We start from the raw sequence: 17844 nt of genomic DNA, 5'->3' as shown, positions 1-17844 counted from the left end.
CTCCGGTGAGGCCGTGCGAGGGGGCGGTCAGCCCAGGTCGCCGCCGGCGACGGGAAGAACCGTGCCGGTGATGTAGGAGGCCTCCTCGGAGGCCAGGAAACAGATTGCGGCGGCCTGCTCGTCGAGCGTGCCGTACCGCTTGAGCAGCGAGGAGTCGACGGTCTGGTCCACGATCTGCTGGTACCAGGCCTTCTCCTGCTCGGACTGCGGCGACGGACCGCGCGCGATCCGTCGCTCCGGAGCGACGGTGCCGCCCGGTGCGGTCGCCACCACGCGGACCCCGTAGGGGGCGAGCTCGAGGGCCAGCGACGCGGTGACCGCGTTGACCCCACCCTTCGCCGCCGAATACGGCACGCGGTTGACGCCGCGGGTTGCGACCGACGAGACGTTCACGATCGTGCCGGCGCGGCGCTCGATCAGATGGGGAGCGACGGCGCGGCACGTCCACAGGGTGGGGAACAGCGACCGCCGGATCTCCTTCTGGATCTCCTCCGGCGCGTAGTGCTCGTACGGCTTGGCCCAGATCGTGCCGCCGACGACGTTGATCAACACATCGATGCGGCCGGTGGTGCGGACCGCGTGGGAGATCGCCTCCTCCGCGCCCTCGAAGGTCTCGAGATCCGCCGTCACCGAATGTGCCTTGCCGCCGGCCTCGCGCAGCTGCTCGGCCACCTCGTGGACGAGATCCGCGCGGTCGACGAGCACGACCTCACCGCCCTCGGCGGCGATGCGTGTCGCCACCGCGAGACCGATGCCCTGCGCGGCGCCGGTGATCGTCAGGCACCGGCCGTCGAACCGGCCCGGGAAGATCTTCGTCTCGGTCATGAAGAGGCACCTGCCGGGGCGTTGGTGGCGATGGCACGGCGCATCGTCTCCTTGGCGTGCTGCGAGTGGACGACGATCAGGTCGCGCGCGGCGGCCTTGTCACCCTTCTCGAACGCCTCGACCAACTGCAGATGCTCGTCGACGATGTGCTCCTCGATCCACTGCGCGTCGCGCAGGACCTGCTTCATCAACCGGGTGACCTCGAGCTTGTTGTACGCCTCGAGCAACACCGGGTTGGTGCAGCAACGGAAGAGGAACTCGTGGAAGGCCGCGTTGGTGTCGGTGAACGCCGCGGCGTCGGTGAAGTGGTCGCCTTCGACCGACGCGCCCGACGCCTCGGCGAGGATGCGGAACTCGACGAGCTGCTCCGGCGTGAGCCGGCCGATCGTGAGTTCGACGACGCCGAGTTCGAGGGCCATGCGGGCATCGAACTGCTCGTCCGATTCGGCGACGGGCGGATGCTCCTCGCCGATCTCGTAGTTGCCGGGCTCGGGGTTCTCGAGCACCACCGGACGACCGGTCTCGGCGGCAGCCTTCTCCGCCGCGGCCTTCTCGGCGTCGGTGGCAGCAGGTGCGGTTGCCCCACCCGGGGTGGCCGAGGTGTTGAACTTCTCGAAGTAGAAGTTCGTCGGCTCGATGCCGTTCTCGGACAGGTGGTTACGCACTGCCTCCACCATGGGCGGCGGACCGCACAGGTAGATGTCCACATCACCGTCGTTGAGATGCGACGGCTCGAACAGACCCGTCACGTAGCCCTTGTTCGGAGCGGACGACGCCTCGTCGGCGACGCAGTAGTCGAACGTGAAGTTCGGCAGCCGCTTCGTGTACTCCTCGAGCGCGTCGAGCTCGACGAGATCGTGGTCGAAGGTGACACCGTAGATCAGGTGCACCGGCTGGTCCGAGCCGTCGGCCTCGATCTTCGACAGGATCGACAGCAGCGGCGCCAGGCCGGTACCGCCGGCGAGCAGCAGCGACGGGCGCTTGCGCTCGCGCAGGAAGAAGCTGCCGAACGGGCCGGTGAACTCGAGGGTGTCGCCGACCTGCGCGCGGTCGCGCAGGTACTCCGACATCAGACCGTCCTCGGTGATCTTCACCAGGAACGCGAGCGAATTCTCGTGCGGGCCGGTGCTGAACGAGTACGAACGGGTCGCGGCCTTGCCGGTGCCGTCGTCGCTGCCGGGCACGCCGATGTTGACGTACTGACCGGGCAGGAACACCAGATCGTCACGGTTGTCGATCTCGACGGTGAACCCGACGACGCTCTCGGAGTAGCGGCGCAGATCCGTGATGGTCGCGCTGTACGAGGCAGCCGCGGTCTTCGCGACATCGGAGGTACTCGCGATCTGCACCACCAGATCGGATTCCGGCATCATCTGGCACGGCAGGCAGTAACCCTGCTCGGCCTCTTCGTCGGTGAGGGCGTCCTCGATGTAGTCGCCGCCGTCGTAGCTGCCCGATTCGCAGAAGGCCTTGCAGGTTCCGCACGCGCCGTCACGGCAGTCGAGCGGAATGTTGATGCGCGCCTTGTACGAGGCGTCGGCGACGGTCTCGTTCGGGTTGACCTTGATGAAGCGGGTGACCCCGTCCTCGAAGCTCAATGCCACCTGGTAAGCCATGGCACGTGCCTCCTTTCGTGATCGGGGTGGAACTAGACGACGTAGACGTCGACGATGTGGTGGATGTAGTCGTTCTTCAGGACGATCTTCTTCTTCTTGATCACCGGCTGTGCGCCCGAGACGTCGAGGGTGAGGAAGGTGGTCCCGAAGTAGGTGTCGGTGGTGTTGTAGCGGAAGTACAACGAGAACCAGTTGTGTCGCAGGTCGATCTCGGTGCCGCGACGCTCGAGGATCTCGACGTTGGTGATGTTGTGTCCCGTGCGGGGTTCGGGCAGCGAGGTCGCCGACGAACGGTCGGTGCGGATGCGGAACACCCGGTCCTCGAGGCCACCGCGGTTCGGGTAGTAGATCAGCGAGATCTCGGTCTGCGGGTTCTCGGTGAGAGCGCCGGCGTCGTCCCAGGCCGGCATCCAGTACTCGGCGTCGGGGTGGTAGCACTCGAGCCACTGCTCGAACTCGCGGTCGTCGAGCAGCCGGGCCTCACGGTAGAGGAACTGTTCGATGTCGGTCTGCGTGAATTCGTGTACGGCAGTCATGATTCCGGTTCCTCTCAGAGCGCGGACGGGTCGGCGGCGGAGCTCTCGGCGGCGATGGCCTCGCGCATCGTTTCGAGCCAGTAGCCGTGCTGGATCGGGTACAGGCCTTCGTCCTCGGTCTTCACACCGCTCGACAGCACCTTCGTCATGCCGAGATCCTGTGCGACCTCGTCGGGTCCGTTGAGGATGTGGGTTGCACCGCGGCTCATGTCGTTCCAGGGCGCAGCCGATGCGAGGTAGGTCTTCTGGCAGGAGCGGAACTCCTCGAGATCGTCCGGGGTGGCCATGCCGGTCGCGTTGAAGAAGTCCTCGTACTGACGGATCCGGTTGGCGCGGGACTCGGCGCTCTCACCCTTCGGTGCGATGCAGTAGATCGTCACCTCGGTCTTGTCCACGGAGATCGGGCGGAAGTGCCGGATCTGCGAGGAGAACTGGTCCATGATGTACACGTTCGGGTACAGGCACAGGTTGCGCGACGCCCCGACCATGAACTCGGCCTTCTTCTCGCCGAACTCCTTCGCCAGCTCGTCCTTGCGCGGGTACAGCGGACGGTCCTCGGGGTTGCCCCACCACATCCACAGCAGCAGGTGGCCGTGGTCGAACGAGTAGTAGCCGCCGCCCTGCTTGCCCCAGGTGCCGGCGTCCATCGCCTTGGTCTCGTTGCTGGACTCACCGGCGGTGCGACGCGCGGTGGTCGCCGCGTAGTTCCAGTGGGTGGCCGAGACGTGGTAGCCGTCGGCACCGTTCTCCGCCTGCAGCTTCCAGTTGCCGTCGTAGGTGTAGGTGGACGAACCGCGCAGCACCTCGAGGCCCTCGGGCGACTGGTCGACCAGCATGTCGATCATCTTCGTGGTGTCGCCGAGGTGATCCTCGAGCGACTTGACGTCGGGATTGAGGCTGCCGAACAGGAAACCGCGGTAGCTCTCGAAACGAGCGACCTTCCGCAGGTCGTGGCTGCCGTCGGTGTTGAACTGCTCGGGGTAGCCGGCGTCGCGGGGATCCTTGACCTTCAGCAGCTTTCCGTTGTTGCGGAACGTCCAGCCGTGGAAGGGGCACGTGAAGGTGGTGCGGTTGTCGGTCTTGCGACGGCACAGCATCGCGCCGCGGTGGCTGCACGCGTTGATCAGGCAGTGCAGCTCGCCTTCCTTGTCGCGGCTGATGACGACGGGCTGGCGGCCGATGTACGTGGTGAAGTAGTCACCGACGTTCGGGACCTGGCTCTCGTGGGCGAGGTACACCCAGTTGCCCTCGAAGATGTGCTTCATCTCGAGTTCGAAGATCTCCTCGTCGGTGAAGACGTCACGGCGGATCTGGTACCGCCCGGTGCTCGGGTCTTCGACGAGTGCGCCGTCGAGGCGAGTGCGCACGTGCTCCACGATGTCGGTCATGGGATCCTCCAGGTAGCGGGCTTCGTTCCCGGGACGGACGGGGCGGTGTCCGACGCGGCCGAGCCTGTACTGAAGATTCGTGATGACCGGGTTCTTCCGGTCCGGCTCGACGCGATGTGTCCGGCGATATCTCCACGATGACAGCCTGTGGCTACGGTCACACCAGGCAAATGCCTAGGGATACCTAGGACCCCTGGACGGAGGGCCGAAAGGCCCTCGACCGTGTTCGGATGCCGTGGTCGAGGAGCTATCGCCGCCGGAGGCACGGAGATGTCCTCGATCGATCGGTTCTCGACGATTCTCGTTGACACTACCAAATCGATGAATATGATTATGACTTAACTCATTGATTGGAGGGTTGCATGACCTACATCGTGACCGAACCCTGCGTGGACATCCTCGACAAGGCCTGCATCGAGGAGTGCCCGGTCGACTGCATCTACGAGGGCGGACGGATGATGTACATCAATGCGGAGGAATGTGTGGACTGCGGCGCGTGCGAGCCGGTGTGTCCGGTCGAGGCCATCTTCTTCGAGGAGGACGTGCCCGAAGAACATTCGGCTTACATTGCTGCCAACCACGAGTTCTTCGCCGAGATCGGGTCACCGGGCGGAGCGTCGAAGGTCGGACCCACCGATTTCGATCCTCCCCTGGTGAAATCGCGTCCCGTTCGAGCGTGATCGCACATTCCGGCCGAACGGGAGGGGGAGCCGCGGCCGCATTGGGTCTCGTCGTCGCACTCACCTTCGCGTTCACCGTGGTCGGTTCGAACATCCCGGGACCGCTCCTACCGCTCTACGAGGAACGGCTCGGGATGTCCCCGTTCGTGCTCGCGGCACTGTTCGCAACGTATTTCGCGGCATTGATCTCGATGTTCCTCGTGATGAACCGGACGAGGGTGGGCCGCCACGTGCATCTCGTTCTTCCGGGGGCCGTGCTCGTCGGGATACTCGGTGACGTCGCCTTGTGGCTCGGAAGCGACTTCTCTCCGCTTCTCTTTCTCGGCCGGGCGCTGACCGGAGTCTGTGTCGGTGCGGCCACGGGCTCCGCGGCGACCCTCGCCGTCACCGCTCGCGGGGAGGCCGGCCGGACGCTCGCGGCGACCGGCGCGATCGGTGGCTCCTTGATCGGTCTTCTCTCGGCAGCCGTCGTGGCCGAGACCTTCGCCGATCCGACCGTGCTGATCTACCGTCTCCATGCTGTGGCACTTCTGGTGTGCGAAGTTCTTCTCATCGTGGTGCTGTGGTGGAACCGCGCACGAATACGCGCTGCGACGGTCGTCGAGCCGACGGTGAGCAGCAGCAGTGGGCGCGGGCAACCCCGGGATATGGCCACGCCCGGCAGGCTCGCCGCCTACGGCCTCGGGGCAGCGGGTTGGACGGTCGGCGGAATCGCGGTGGGTGTGCTACCGACGACGCTCCGGAGCAGTCTGCAATCGGACCTGCTCGTCGCCGGGGTCCTCGGTGGAATCGTGCTGCTGGTGGCGGCCTGGATCGCCCCGCATGTAGCGAGAGTCGTGCGTCGCACTCTGTCCGCCCCTCGTTCGCTCGTCCTGTTGGGCTCCGGTGGTGTCGTTCTCGTGGCGGGCGTTCTGTCCGGCCGGCTCGTCCTGGTTCTCGTCGGCTGTCTGTTGTGGGGAATCGGGCAGGGATTCGCCTACGCGAAGGGGCTGGAGCTCCTGACGAGAGGGTCGACACCGGTGCAGCAGGGGAGGGCCACGTCGTTGTATGCGTGCGTCTCCTACGGATTCGCGGCATCGATGATTCTTCTGGCCGGAGCACTGTCGTCCGGTCTGGGCTATGTGCGCGGAACCGCTGTCATGGTCCTTCTGTTCTCGGCCTTCTGTGGTGCGGTCCTTGCCTTCGGGCGCAGGTATTGGAAGTCGACCTCCGTTGCCGCGCTCCCGGACGTTCTGGCCGTCGAACGCTGATACGCGCCCGATTCACGGCTTCCTATGGACATTTCGGATTCATGACCATACTGTGATGCCAATCACGAATAATGATGCACATCATTCGTCCCGAAAGGGGAGTCATGAGTCGAGTCGACCGTGGATGTCGTGTTCGGATCCTCGCCGCCATCGGAGCCGCTGCGCTCGTCCTCACAGGGTGTGGTTCGGGCGGAGGGGGGTCGCTCGCGGACGGCGATCTGCCGGACCAGGTCAAGGTCGTGTCCGTCACCGACCAGACCGGAACTACCGCATACGTCGGTAGCAGCCAGCTCAAAGGCATCGAACTCGCCATCGACGAAATCAACTCGCAGGATTACCTCGGCGACACCGAATTCGTCCTGGAGAAGCGGGATTCCGCGAGCGACACCCAGACTGCCGTCAGCCAGGCGACCGAGGCACTGACGGACCGGAACGTCAGCGCCCTGCTCGGTCCGGTCCTCAGTGCTCACGCGGTCGCGATCGCACCCCTCGTCGAACGGGCCAAGCTGCCGACCGTCTTCACTCAATCCGGCAGTGAAGGAGTTGTCATCGGTGACTACACCTACCGAGCGACGGCACCGATGGAAACGTACTTCGTCAAGGCCCTCGAGCGATTGCGCGACCAGGGCGCCCGTACTGTCAGTGTGCTCTACAACGCCGGCAACGTCACCCTGGCCGGACTCGGGGAACACACCATCCCGGAGGGGCAGGACGAGTACGGATACAAGGTCCTCTCGAACACCGCCGTCCAGGCCAGCACCCAGGACTTCAGCACCACCGCAACGCGTATCGCCGGAGAGAATCCCGACGCGGTGATCGTGCTGCTGGTGGGTGCAGGCAACTCCACCGCAATGTCCCAGCTCCGACAGGCCGGCTATACCGGCCCGGTCGTCGGGAACCCTGCCGCAGGCGCCGGAAACCTTGCGCCCGCAGGCGCTGCCGGTGCCGGAATGTACTGGGCCACCGACTTCAGCTTCCATCAGACCGCGCCGTCATCGGAAGCCTTCGTCGAGGCCTATCGCGCGAAGTACAACGGCGAGAACCCGCTCAACTACGCCGCCGAGGGCTACGACGCGACCTGGATGTTGGCTCATGCGGTGAAGAACTCCGGCGGAGCCTCCCGCGAGGACATCCAGCGCGGACTCGAGCAGGTCGTCAGCGAGGGATTCGATGGTGCGCTCGGCCCGGTGACGTTCGAAGGTAACGACATGCGAGTCGAAGGCGTGCTGGTCGAGTGGACAGGCAGCGAGGAAGTTCTCGTCGAGGAATCCGATGTCGCCGAGTGACGATGTCGCAACCGTGCAGGCCGATTGCGTGCAGCCGATGCGCGCGCGTTCCGAGAAGAATCCAGCGTCAATGAGATCGAAGGAAGCGGCGCCATGTCTCAACTGGTGATCGATGCGCTCGTACTCGGGTCCATCTATCTGTTGTTCTGCCTGGGAATGAGCATCTCCTGGGGCACGATCGACATCCTGAACTTCGCCCACGGCGGGATCTTCATGTTCTCCGCGTTCGTGGCCTCGCAGATCGTTTCGCACGTCGAACTGGGACTGATCACGATCTGTGTCATCTCGGCGGTGGTCGGTGCGGTGGTGTCGGCGGCGATCGATGTGCTGGCCTTCCAGCCCATCCTCCGAAGAGCGAAGAACCAACGCACCGCCGAACTCCAGATTCTCATCGGCGGTATCGGCATCGGTACCATTCCGGTGGCAATCGTTCAGTTCTACACTCTCAGCGAACCCTTCGGCTTTCTGCGCAGCACCTACGAGACCACGGTGCACAGCTTCGGCGGGATGCGACTGTCCAGCACCGGGCTGGTCGTGCTCGGCTGCGCACTCGTATTGACAGTCTCGATCGCGTACTGGCTCAAGAACACCAGTCACGGACTCGCACTGCGGGCAATCGGTGTCGATTCTGAAACCGCCGAGCTCATGGGCGTCAAACGTCGGCAGTTGTCGTTGCTGACCATGGGGATCTCGGGTGGTCTTGCCGGACTCGCCGGCGCGCTGCTCACCTTCAACCTCGGAGCCATCACCGCTGAGAGCGGCGAAACGCTGCTGATCAAGGCATTCGCCATCATCATCCTCGGCGGAGTCGGCAGCACCGGCGGAGCTGCCCTCGGCGCCATGATCCTGGCCTTCTCCGAGGTCCTCGTCCTGCGGTACACCGGCGGCGGATGGGTCGACGCCGTCGGCTTCGGTCTGATCCTGGTCGTGCTGCTCCTGCGCCCGCAGGGAATCTTCGGAAAGAAGGAGGTGCGACGGGTATGAGCGACTTCTACTTCTCCAACATCGTGCTCATCCAGAGCACGTTCACGGTGCTGCTTCTCGCTCTGAGCATCCAGATCCAGTTCCGGATGGGAGTGTTCTCGTTCGCCGGCGCGGCGTTCTACGGGATGGGCTCGTACGGAGTCGCAATCCTCGTCCTGCACTATGACTTCGGGGCATTCTCTGCACTCGCGACGATCGTCGTGATCTGCGCCATGGTCGGGTATCTGCTCTCCCTGGTCGTACAGCGGCTCAACGGCCTCTATCTGGCGATGGCGACCGTCGCGTTCGTGATGATCGTGACGGTGGTTGCCCACAACGGCGGCACCCTCACCGGTGGCTCAGTCGGATTGTTCGGTGTACTCACTCCGGTGGAGATCTCCGTCCCGCACCTCCTCGCGGTGTGTGCGGTCGTGGTCGCGGCGATGATCGTCAGCGAGCGCGGCGCGATGGGACGTCGGATCGAAGCGGTCCGCGAAGACCCAGAACTGGCCTCCGCCATGGGTATCAACGTCGCCCTCTACCGCAAGATGTCGTTCGTCCTCAGCGGTGTCCTCGGGGCGCTGGGTGGGGGACTGAACATCCTCATGATGACCGCGATCGCTCCGGAAAACATCGGATTCCCGCTGATCGTGCTGGCCCTGACGATCATCATCGTCGGTGGATCCCGTTCGTGGATCGGCGTTCTCATCGGTGCCCTGATCTTCACCTGGCTGCCTGTCGTACTCGAGCAGGTCGGTACCTACCAGAGCATTGTCTACGGCGTGATCGTCGCCATCGCCGCGATCTTCATGCCCGGCGGCATCACCGGGATCGTCACGGATCTGTACCGTCGCCGGTCCGCTCGGTCGAACGCCGACGCCCTCGAATCGGAGCAACGACTCGAAGCCCGCGCGGCCGAGGAGGACGCCGCAGAGGCCGCGGAACTCCAGGCAGAGCTGGCGTCGTCCACCACCCCGTCAGGAGGGTCCCGATGACCACCGAACTCGTTCGACCACAACCGGACCACTCGGGTCCCGATGCGGGCGATGTACTGACGCTGGACGATCTTGCCGTCCACTTCGGAGGGATCAAGGCCGTCGACGGAATCACTCTGGGATTGGCGCGCGGCCGGATCTCGGGCATTCTCGGCCCGAACGGATCCGGTAAGAGCACTCTGCTCGGCGCGATCACCCGTCTGACCCCACTCACCCGAGGAACGCTTCGATTCGAAGGGCGGGACTACTCGCGGGTCCGACCGGAAGCTGTCGCACGACTCGGTATCGGTCGAACCTTCCAGACCGTCCGGCTGCTCGAGGACCTCACGGTTCGGGAGAACGTCCAGCTCGGACACGATCTGATCGCCGGGGCTCGGCCGTGGTGGCGTCGTCCCGGAAAAGCGGACCGCGAGACCGCCGACGCCGCGGTGGCGACGGCACTCGAACGGACCGGACTGGCCGGCAAGGAGGCCCTACGGCCGGGACAGCTGTCCTACGGTCTGCAACGACGTGTCGAGATCGCCCGAGCCATCGTGATGTCACCGAAGCTGCTGCTGCTCGACGAACCCACAGCGGGCATGAACCGTTTCGAACGGGAGGAGATCGGGGAGTTGATGGCCGATCTACGGGCGGAGGGACTCACCCAGCTCATCGTCGAACACGACGTGCAGATGATGGTCGACGTCTGCGACCACCTCTTCGCCATGAACTCCGGACGTCTGATCGCGTCGGGCACACCCTCGGATGTCGTGCGCGATCCGGCGGTGCGCGAGGCCTATCTCGGAAGGCAGGACAACGATGATCGAGATTCGTGATCTCCATGTCGACTACGGCAAGGTCAGTGCGGTCCGCGGTGTGTCGGTGACCGCACATCCCGGCCGGGTCACCCTGGTGCTCGGAGCGAACGGGGCCGGCAAGACCACCACTCTGCGCACGGTCGCCGGACTGAATGCCCCCACCTCCGGAGAAATCCTGGTCGATGGGAAGTCCGTCGTAGGGTGGCCGGCGCACCGGATCCTCGCCCGCGGTGTGTCGTTGGTGCCGGAGGGACGCCGAGTCTTCTCGTCGCTGACCGTGGGGGAGAACCTCAAGGTCGGTGGTCTGATCGCTTCGAAGAAGGACCGCGAGGAGTCGATGCGCCGGGCGTTCGAGATGTTTCCCATCCTCGAGGAACGACAGGATGGTCCCGCCGGTCTGCTCAGCGGCGGCGAACAGCAGATGCTCGCGTTCGGGCGCAGCCTCATGTCCCAACCCTCCTACATCCTGATGGACGAGCCGTCCATGGGATTGGCGCCTGCGGTGGTCGACCGCGTCATGGACAGCGTCCGCGCGATCGCGGACCGAGGTATCGGTGTGCTCATGGTCGAGCAGAACGCCGAGGCGGGCATGAAGATCGCGGACGATGTCGTCGTGGTCAACCGGGGCGAGTCGGTCTATTCGGGGCCCGTGGAGGAAGCACGGAAACATTCCTCGGTCGTGTCGGCCTTCCTCGGGGAGGCGGCGCTGACCGGTTCGGACAGCGGAGTCGAGAGCTGAGGATCATGAAGAAACATCTGCCGGTCGCGGTTGCCGCGCTCGCCGGCCTCGTCCTCACCACGGCGTGTGGTTCCGGTGGCGGTCCGGTCGCCGACGGTGAGATGCCCGTCGAGATCGAGATCGTGTCCGTCACGGACAAGACGGGGTTGACGGCGTTCGGGGGACAACCACAGTTCCGCGGAATCGAGTTGGCCGTCGAGCAGATCAACGAGCAGGACTATCTCGACGGCTCACGGATCTCGTTGCGCAGCCGTGATGCCGCGAGTGACACCCAGACCGCGGTGAGCCAGGCCGTGGAGGCCACCGCCGACCGTTCCGTCAGCGCCATGATCGGGGGTATCTCCAGCGCACAGGCCACGGCGATCTCGCCCCTCGCGGAGCGCTCGGGACTTCCGACGATCTACACACAGTCGGCGAGCGACGGGGTGCTGATCGGTGACTACACCTTCCGCGCCACGCCGCCGCAGACGACGCATGTAGCGACCTCGATGGCGCACCTGCAGCAGCTCGGTGTCCGACGGCTGAGTGTGCTGTACAACGCCGGTAATCCGGCCTTGACGGAGATGGCCGAGAAGAACCTCGTCGAGGGACAGACCGAGTACGGCTTCGAGATCGTCTCGGCCACCGCGGTGCAGAACTCCACCCAGGATTTCGCCACCTCCGCGTCGAAGATCGCTGCGGAGAAACCGGATGCGGTCGCGATGCTGATCGTGGGTGCCCAGAACGCCACTGCGATGCGTCAGTTGCGGCAGGCGGGATACGACGGCCCCGTTCTCGGACAGACCGGGGCGGGCACCGGCAATCTCGTTCCGGCCGGCGCAGACGGGGCCGGCATGTTCTGGACCACGAACTTCACAGTGGACCAGCCGTTCCCGTCCTCTCAGACGTTCGTCGCCGCCTATCGCGCGAAGTACGGCGAGGATCCCGTGAACTATGCAGCCGAAGGTTACGACGCGGCATGGATGATCGCGCACGCGATCAAGGCGGCGGGCGGTGCATCACGGGAGGACATCCAGCGTGGTCTCGAAGTCGTCCTCGAGAACGGCTTCGAGGGCGCTCAGGGATCGATCGGTTTCGAAGGCCACGACATGCGCACCGCGGGTGTGCTGGTCGAGTGGGACGGAACCCGTGAGGTGGTGCTGATGGAGCCCGCCAAGACCTGAGCCGCTGCACCGGAAAGGTCCCCCGAGGAGATTCTCGGGGGACCTTTCGTCGTGTCGGTGGAACGTCGGATCAGCGTCCTTGCCAGACCGGTTCGCGCTTCTCCTTGAAGGCACGTGCACCTTCCTGGGCATCCTGTGAGGAACGTACCGGTTCGTAGATCTCGCGCATCCTGTCGAACTCCTCGGCGTTCGACCAGTCCCGCGCCTGAGCGAGGATCTCCTTGGTCGCACGTAGTGCGAGCGGGCCGTTCTTCGCGATGGTCCGCGCCAGCCGCAGAGCTTCCTCCAATGCCGTGCCCTCGGGTACGAGGCGGTTGAGCAACTTCGCTTCATAGGCGGTGGCGGCGGAGACGAACTCGCCCGTGAGGCACCATTCCACGGCGAGTTGGTGGGGGACACGACGTGGCAGACGCAACAGACCACCACCGCCGGCGAGCAGGCCACGCTTCACCTCCGGTAGCCCGAAGATCGCGGTTTCGGAGGCCACGATGAGATCGCACGCCAGCACGATCTCGAAGCCGCCGGCGACAGCATGTCCTTCCACCGCCGCGATCAACGGCTTGGCGGGAGACTTCTCGGTGATGCCGGCGAATCCTCTGCCCTCGACCGAGGGACGTTCTCCCGCGAGGAAAGCCTTCAGATCCATTCCCGTGCAGAAGGTCCTGCCGGCTCCGGTGATGACTCCGGCGACGAGACCGTCACGGTGGTCGAGTTCGTCGAGCGCGGCTGCGATGGCCACGGCAGTGTCGGTGTCGATCGCGTTGCGGACTTCGGGGCGATCGATCGTGATGATCTGGATGCCATCGGACTGTTCGACATGGACCGGTGAATTCATGGTCGTTCCTATCGTGGTTGCATGCGGATGGCACCGTCGATGCGGATCGTCTCGCCGTTGATCATGGCGTTGTCGACGATCGACAGTGCGAGCTTGGCGTACTCGTCGGGTTGTCCCAGCCGAGCCGGATGCGGTGTCTGGGCGGCGAGGCCGTCGCGGATCTCCTGGGAGAACCTGGACAGGATCGGCGTGTCGAACGTTCCCGGTGCGATGCTGTTGACGCGCACGAGCTTCCGCGACAGATCGCGGGCAGCGACGAGGGTCATGCCGACCACGCCGGCCTTGGCGGAGGCATAGGGAATCTGTCCGATCTGGCCTTCCCAGGCCGCGACGGAAGCGGTGAGGATCACGACACCGCGTTCGCCGTCCACGGGTTCGTTGCGCACCATGCGGGCGGCAGCCAGGCGCAGGACGTTGAACGAACCGACGAGATTGATCCGGACGAGGTTCTCGTAGAGGTCGAGAGAGCCCGGGGCGCCGTCCTTCTCGACGACCCGGACGGTGCCGCCGCGGCCGGCGCAGTGCACCACGGCCCGGATCGGGGCGAGCGCTTCGGCGGCGTCGAGCGCGCGATCGACCGCCTCCGGGTCGGTGACGTCGGCGGGGGCGAACACCGCGAGGTCGCCGAGTGTCTTGGCGACCACCTCTCCGTCCGAGGTCGGCAGATCGACGATCACTGTGGGTGTGCCCTGCGCGACGAAACGTTCGACCGTGGCGCGGCCGAGGCCGGAGGCTCCTCCGGTGACGACGGCGGATCCCTGTGTCATGTCCATTTCGGCTCCTGTCTGTTCCGATTACCGGATTCGTTCGAGAATCGTGGCGTTGGCCATTCCGCCTGCCTCGCACATGGTCTGGAGGCCGTAGCGTCCGTCGATTCGTTCGAGATGCGCGAGCAGCGAAGTCATCAGGCGCGCCCCGGACGCGCCGAGGGGGTGGCCGAGCGCGATGGCGCCGCCCACGGGATTGAGTACTTCGTCCGGGACACCCATCTCCCGCTGCCAGGCGAGGGGAACCGACGCGAAGGCCTCGTTGACCTCGAAGGCGTCGATGTCCCCCAACGACAGTCCGGCTCGGTGCAGCACCTTCTCGGTGGCGGGGATGGGGCCGGTGAGCATCAGGGTCGGGTCGTCTCCGACGACGGCGCCGGCGCGGATCGTTGCGCGTGGACGTAGGTCCAATGCACGGGCGCGGTCTTCGGACATGATCAGCAGGGCCGCTGCTCCGTCGGAGATCTGTGAGGAGTTTCCGGCGGTGATCTTCCAGTCGAGATCGGGGAACCGGGCCCGCCATTCCTCCGTGGCGAATGCAGGGCGCAGGCCCGCGAGGGCGTCCGCCGTGGTGCCTTCGCGTATGGTCTCGTCCGCCGTTACGGTGCCGTCGGGAGTGGCGACGGGAACGATTTCGGAATCGAACCACCCCTCGCGTCGTGCGTAGGCCGCCCGTTCGTGGGAGCGGGCCGAGTAGTCGTCCAGTTCTGCGCGGCTCAGTGCCCATTTGTGTGCGACGAGTTCCGCGGCGATCCCTTGCGGTACCAGGGTGGGGAAACGCTCGCGCATGCCGATGCCGTGGGCATCCTTCCCCAGCGCGGCGGACCCCATGGGGACGCGACTCATCGATTCGATGCCGGCGGCGATCGCGATGTCGTATGCACCGGATTCGATGCCCTGCACGGCGAAGTCCACGGCTTGCTGGCCGGAGCCGCACTTGCGTTCGACGGTCACCGAGGGCACGTGTTCGGGGAAGCCGGCGGCCAGCAGCGCCTGTCGGCCCGGGGTCGCCGACTGTTCGCCGGATTGGTTGACGCAGCCGACGATCACGTCGTCGATCGATCCGGGGTCGAGGTCGTTGCGGGAGACGAGACCGGAGAGGACGGCGGCGAGCAGGTCGTTCGGATGGACGCCGGCAAGGGCGCCGGTGGGTTTGCCCTTGCCGACGGGGGAGCGGACGGCGTCGACGATCACGGCACGAGTCATGGGAGCCTCCCGAGTGGGAAATCAATGATGATGGTTACTATAAATCAGATCGCGTGCTCGTATGGCGCCGGTCACAACAGGGGATCGCGCCGGTGACTCCTACGGGAGGTCGCCGAGGCGTGGGGAAGTGCCGGGCCAGCGGATGCGCTCGTCCGCGCAGATGCCGTCGTTCAGCTCGTCGACGGGGACTGCATAGTGGAAACGCAGGTCGCGGCGGGCGAAGAGCCAATCCTCGCCGCGCCGGACGTACTCGTCGGCGTACCTGTAGGACGCCAGCACCAGTGTGCCGTCGAGTGCGAGTTCGGCGCGTCCGGTGAGCAACCCTCGGGCGTGATCACCGTCGAGGCTGATCAGGTCGCTCAGTGGCTGGTGCAGCGTGAGGATGTATCGATCCATGGCATCTCGGTAGAAGGCGCGGATGGCGTCTCGTCCTCGTGATGTGACACCGGAGCGGACGAATTCGCCGTCCTCGGTGAACATCGAGACCACGGCGTCGAGATCTCGGTCGTCGACGGCGATCGCGTAGGCGGCGATCAGATCCTGGATCCGGGCACGATCCTCGAGCCGCGCCAGGCGATGGGTGAGGGTGTCGAGACGGTCGGGGTCGGTGTCGATCGGCATGAGGCCTCCGAGCTGGGTGCTGGTGCGACGAGCTGTCGCGGATGACGCGCCGACAGCCTAGCAATTGCGGACTAATCATTATCATGGTTACTATTCACCCGTCGGAGTGAGTGACCTTGACCACACCGACCCGCATCTCTAGGTTAATGATGAACAGGAAAGGTGGCGTCATGGGGAATCCGGGAGTGGAGGACGAACTCCGCGAAATTCGTGAGGCCGCCGCCCGAGTGGCACGTGAGCGTTACGCGCCGAAGGCTGCACAGTGGGATCTCGATCGCACTGCGTTTCCGCACGAAGAACGCCGTTTCCTCGGAGAGCTCGGCTACCTCGGTATCGCATTGCCCGAGGAGTACGGAGGTGCGGGGGCGCCGCTGTCCCATGCCCTCGCGGTGATCGAGGAATTCGCCAAGGTCTGCCGGCCCGCCGCCTTCCAGATCTTCGAATCCAATACAGGTCCCGCTCAGGTCGTCGCGCTCATGGGCACCGAGCACCAGAAGAAGACCTTCCTCCCCCGGATCGCTGCCGGTGAGATCACGATGGCAGTGGCCATCTCCGAACCCGACGCAGGTTCCGCTGCAACCGACATGACCACCAAGGCGACCCGCACCGACGACGGCGTCGTGGTCGACGGCATGAAGCGCTGGATCTCCAACGGCAGTGAAGCCGACGTCTACCTCACCTACTGCAGAATGAGCGACGCCCCCGGTTCGAAGGCGATCGGTGCGGTCCTGGTCGAAGCCGACCGCCCCGGAATGTCCTTCGGTGCGCGAGAGAAGCTCATGGGTTTCCGGGGTATCCCGTCCGCCGACATCTTCTACGACCATGTCGTCGTGCCCGAGGAGAACGTGGTCGCCGAGGCGGGCGCGTTCAAGAAGTTGTTCGGCGCCTTCACCATCGAACGCCTCGGCAACACGACCATGAGCCTGGCGATCGGACAGGAAGCACTCGACCGTACCGTCGCCTACGTGCAGGAGCGTTACCAGTTCGGTAAACCGCTGGTCGAATTCCAATCCGTTCAGATGATGTTGGCGGACATGGTCCTGCAGGTCGAAGCTGCACGCCTGCTCCGCGACCGGGCGGTGGCCAACATCGTCGACGGACTGCCGAATCCGCTCGAGGTCTCACTCGCGAAGTGCACGGCCAACGAGATGGCCAAGCGCGTGACGGACGCGGCCATCCAGCTGCACGGCGGTAACGGGTACACCGAGGAATTCGGAATCGAACGGCTGCACCGGGATTCGCACGGATGGGCGCTCGCCGGCGGAACTCCGACCATGCAGCGCACCCGGATCGTCTCCGAACTGCTCGGCCGCACATTCGATCAGCGCGCCTGACAAAGCACACGCACACACAATTCGAAGCTTCTCGAAGAACGAGGTGAACGACATGTTGGGTCGATACGAAGGGCGAATCGCCGCAATCATCGGTGGCGGTTCGGGAATGGGCCGGGCGATCAGCCACCGGATCGCACAGGAAGGCGGTCACGTCTACGTCGCCGACCTGTCCGAAGAGGGCGCGAACACCGTCGCCGAGGAGATCCGTTCCGACGGCGGAGCGGCCACACCCATCCGGGTCGACGCCACGAACAAGGACGACCTGCGCGCTCTGTTCGGCAAGATCGAGGCCGAACACGGCGTACTGCATGCGCTGCACGCCCAGGTCGGTATGCCCGGGCCCGGCGGAATCGACGTGGACGACGCGGAATGGGAGAAGAACATCGCGGTCAACGTCAAGAGCGCCTACTACTCCACGACTCTCGGTTTCGATCTGCTGAAGAAGGCCGACGGCAAGGGCTCGATCACGTTGACGTCGTCGACCTCGGCACTCATCGGCTCCCCGTTCAGCCCCATCTACTCGATGACGAAGGGTTCCCTCGTTCCGTTCGCCCGCTCGCTGGCGCTGGTCGGAGCCAAGGACGGAATCCGTGTGAACGTCATCTGCCCGGGGCAGGTGGTCACCCCGATGCTGTCGCAGTTCTTCGGTCGTGAACCCGGCGCGGACGTCTCGGCCCTCACGAAGGATTTCGTTGCGACCATCCCGCTCGGACGTGGTGCCCAACCGGAGGAGATCGCTTCGGTGATCGCCTTCCTCAACAGTGACGACGCCAGTTACATCACCGGTACGACCATCCCGGTCGACGGCGGACTCACCGCACAGTAACGCTGGTCCAACGGGAG

The 17844-nt window shown here is 65.1% G+C and carries 18 protein-coding genes; 10 read left to right on the top strand and 8 right to left on the bottom strand.

Translation table 11 applies throughout. From position 1 onward, the window contains the following. Positions 1 to 27: 27 nt before the first annotated feature. The 4 genes from benD to benA are packed head-to-tail and all read right to left on the bottom strand — an operon-like array spanning position 28 to position 4365. A complete protein-coding gene (benD, locus tag U9J23_RS23205) occupies positions 28 to 825 on the bottom strand; it encodes a benzoate diol dehydrogenase BenD (RefSeq protein ID WP_272266005.1) in 798 nt (265 codons plus the stop codon). Next, positions 822 to 2441, bottom strand: a complete 1620-nt coding sequence (benC, locus tag U9J23_RS23200) for a benzoate 1,2-dioxygenase electron transfer component BenC (protein WP_272266003.1) — start codon at positions 2439 to 2441, stop codon at positions 822 to 824. Before benC ends, benD begins: the two co-directional genes overlap by 4 nt. Before the next feature lie 32 nt (positions 2442 to 2473). Further along, entirely contained in the window at positions 2474 to 2977 is a 504-nt protein-coding gene (gene benB / locus U9J23_RS23195) for a benzoate 1,2-dioxygenase small subunit (protein ID WP_016691754.1), read from the bottom strand. Positions 2978 to 2991: 14 nt separating this feature from the next. After that, entirely contained in the window at positions 2992 to 4365 is a 1374-nt protein-coding gene (gene benA, locus U9J23_RS23190) for a benzoate 1,2-dioxygenase large subunit (protein WP_060652630.1), read from the bottom strand. A gap of 362 nt (positions 4366 to 4727) precedes the next feature. Between benA and fdxA the strand changes: the two genes are divergently transcribed. The 8 genes from fdxA to U9J23_RS23150 all read left to right on the top strand — a co-directional run bounded on the left by fdxA (position 4728) and on the right by U9J23_RS23150 (position 12238). Continuing rightward, entirely contained in the window at positions 4728 to 5045 is a 318-nt protein-coding gene (gene fdxA, locus U9J23_RS23185; RefSeq protein WP_085469961.1) for a ferredoxin, read from the top strand. After that, positions 5042 to 6295, top strand: a complete 1254-nt coding sequence (locus tag U9J23_RS23180; protein WP_145707594.1) for an MFS transporter — start codon at positions 5042 to 5044, stop codon at positions 6293 to 6295. Before fdxA ends, U9J23_RS23180 begins: the two co-directional genes overlap by 4 nt. Positions 6296 to 6399: 104 nt before the next feature. Continuing rightward, positions 6400 to 7581 carry an ABC transporter substrate-binding protein gene (locus tag U9J23_RS23175; protein WP_085469959.1) on the top strand — a complete coding sequence of 394 codons (1182 nt, stop codon included), beginning with the start codon at positions 6400 to 6402 and terminating at the stop codon, positions 7579 to 7581. Positions 7582 to 7674: 93 nt separating this feature from the next. Continuing rightward, positions 7675 to 8565, top strand: a complete 891-nt coding sequence (locus tag U9J23_RS23170; RefSeq protein ID WP_085469958.1) for a branched-chain amino acid ABC transporter permease — start codon at positions 7675 to 7677, stop codon at positions 8563 to 8565. Beyond that, complete coding sequence (locus U9J23_RS23165; protein ID WP_326600730.1) at positions 8562 to 9539, top strand: branched-chain amino acid ABC transporter permease; 978 nt, start codon at positions 8562 to 8564, stop codon at positions 9537 to 9539. The genes U9J23_RS23170 and U9J23_RS23165 overlap by 4 nt, the downstream gene beginning before the upstream one ends. Further along, positions 9536 to 10354 carry an ABC transporter ATP-binding protein gene (locus U9J23_RS23160; protein WP_085469956.1) on the top strand — a complete coding sequence of 273 codons (819 nt, stop codon included), beginning with the start codon at positions 9536 to 9538 and terminating at the stop codon, positions 10352 to 10354. The genes U9J23_RS23165 and U9J23_RS23160 overlap by 4 nt, the downstream gene beginning before the upstream one ends. After that, a complete protein-coding gene (locus U9J23_RS23155; RefSeq protein ID WP_085469955.1) occupies positions 10338 to 11075 on the top strand; it encodes an ABC transporter ATP-binding protein in 738 nt (245 codons plus the stop codon). Before U9J23_RS23160 ends, U9J23_RS23155 begins: the two co-directional genes overlap by 17 nt. A gap of 5 nt (positions 11076 to 11080) precedes the next feature. After that, a complete protein-coding gene (locus U9J23_RS23150) occupies positions 11081 to 12238 on the top strand; it encodes an ABC transporter substrate-binding protein (RefSeq protein WP_326600726.1) in 1158 nt (385 codons plus the stop codon). A 70-nt stretch (positions 12239 to 12308) separates the two neighbouring features. On the opposite strand, the gene U9J23_RS23145 is transcribed toward U9J23_RS23150, so the two are convergent. The 4 genes from U9J23_RS23145 to U9J23_RS23130 form a co-directional block, all read right to left on the bottom strand. Next, on the bottom strand, positions 12309 to 13073 hold the full coding sequence (locus U9J23_RS23145) for a crotonase/enoyl-CoA hydratase family protein (protein ID WP_326600723.1): 765 nt from the start codon (positions 13071 to 13073) through the stop codon (positions 12309 to 12311). An 8-nt stretch (positions 13074 to 13081) separates the two neighbouring features. Beyond that, a complete protein-coding gene (locus tag U9J23_RS23140; protein WP_230792327.1) occupies positions 13082 to 13846 on the bottom strand; it encodes an SDR family NAD(P)-dependent oxidoreductase in 765 nt (254 codons plus the stop codon). Between the two features lie 21 nt (positions 13847 to 13867). Further along, positions 13868 to 15046 (bottom strand): thiolase family protein, encoded by a 1179-nt coding sequence (locus tag U9J23_RS23135; RefSeq protein WP_326600718.1) that lies wholly within the window; start codon positions 15044 to 15046, stop codon positions 13868 to 13870. A gap of 99 nt (positions 15047 to 15145) precedes the next feature. Next, positions 15146 to 15667, bottom strand: a complete 522-nt coding sequence (locus U9J23_RS23130; RefSeq protein WP_326600716.1) for a nuclear transport factor 2 family protein — start codon at positions 15665 to 15667, stop codon at positions 15146 to 15148. A gap of 170 nt (positions 15668 to 15837) precedes the next feature. Between U9J23_RS23130 and U9J23_RS23125 the strand changes: the two genes are divergently transcribed. Together U9J23_RS23125 and U9J23_RS23120 are read left to right on the top strand one after the other, a co-directional pair. Next, the gene (locus U9J23_RS23125) at positions 15838 to 17001 is read left to right on the top strand and encodes an acyl-CoA dehydrogenase family protein (RefSeq protein WP_026061051.1); all 1164 of its coding nucleotides are present in this window, start codon (positions 15838 to 15840) and stop codon (positions 16999 to 17001) included. A gap of 52 nt (positions 17002 to 17053) precedes the next feature. Further along, positions 17054 to 17827: an SDR family NAD(P)-dependent oxidoreductase gene (locus U9J23_RS23120; protein ID WP_218775631.1), complete on the top strand. Its 774-nt coding sequence runs from the start codon at positions 17054 to 17056 to the stop codon at positions 17825 to 17827. Positions 17828 to 17844: the final 17 nt, after the last annotated feature.

This window comes from Rhodococcus sp. PD04, assembly GCF_035918275.1.
Classification (GTDB): domain Bacteria; phylum Actinomycetota; class Actinomycetes; order Mycobacteriales; family Mycobacteriaceae; genus Rhodococcus; species Rhodococcus rhodochrous.
This window is presented reverse-complemented; position numbering and strand designations above follow the sequence as displayed.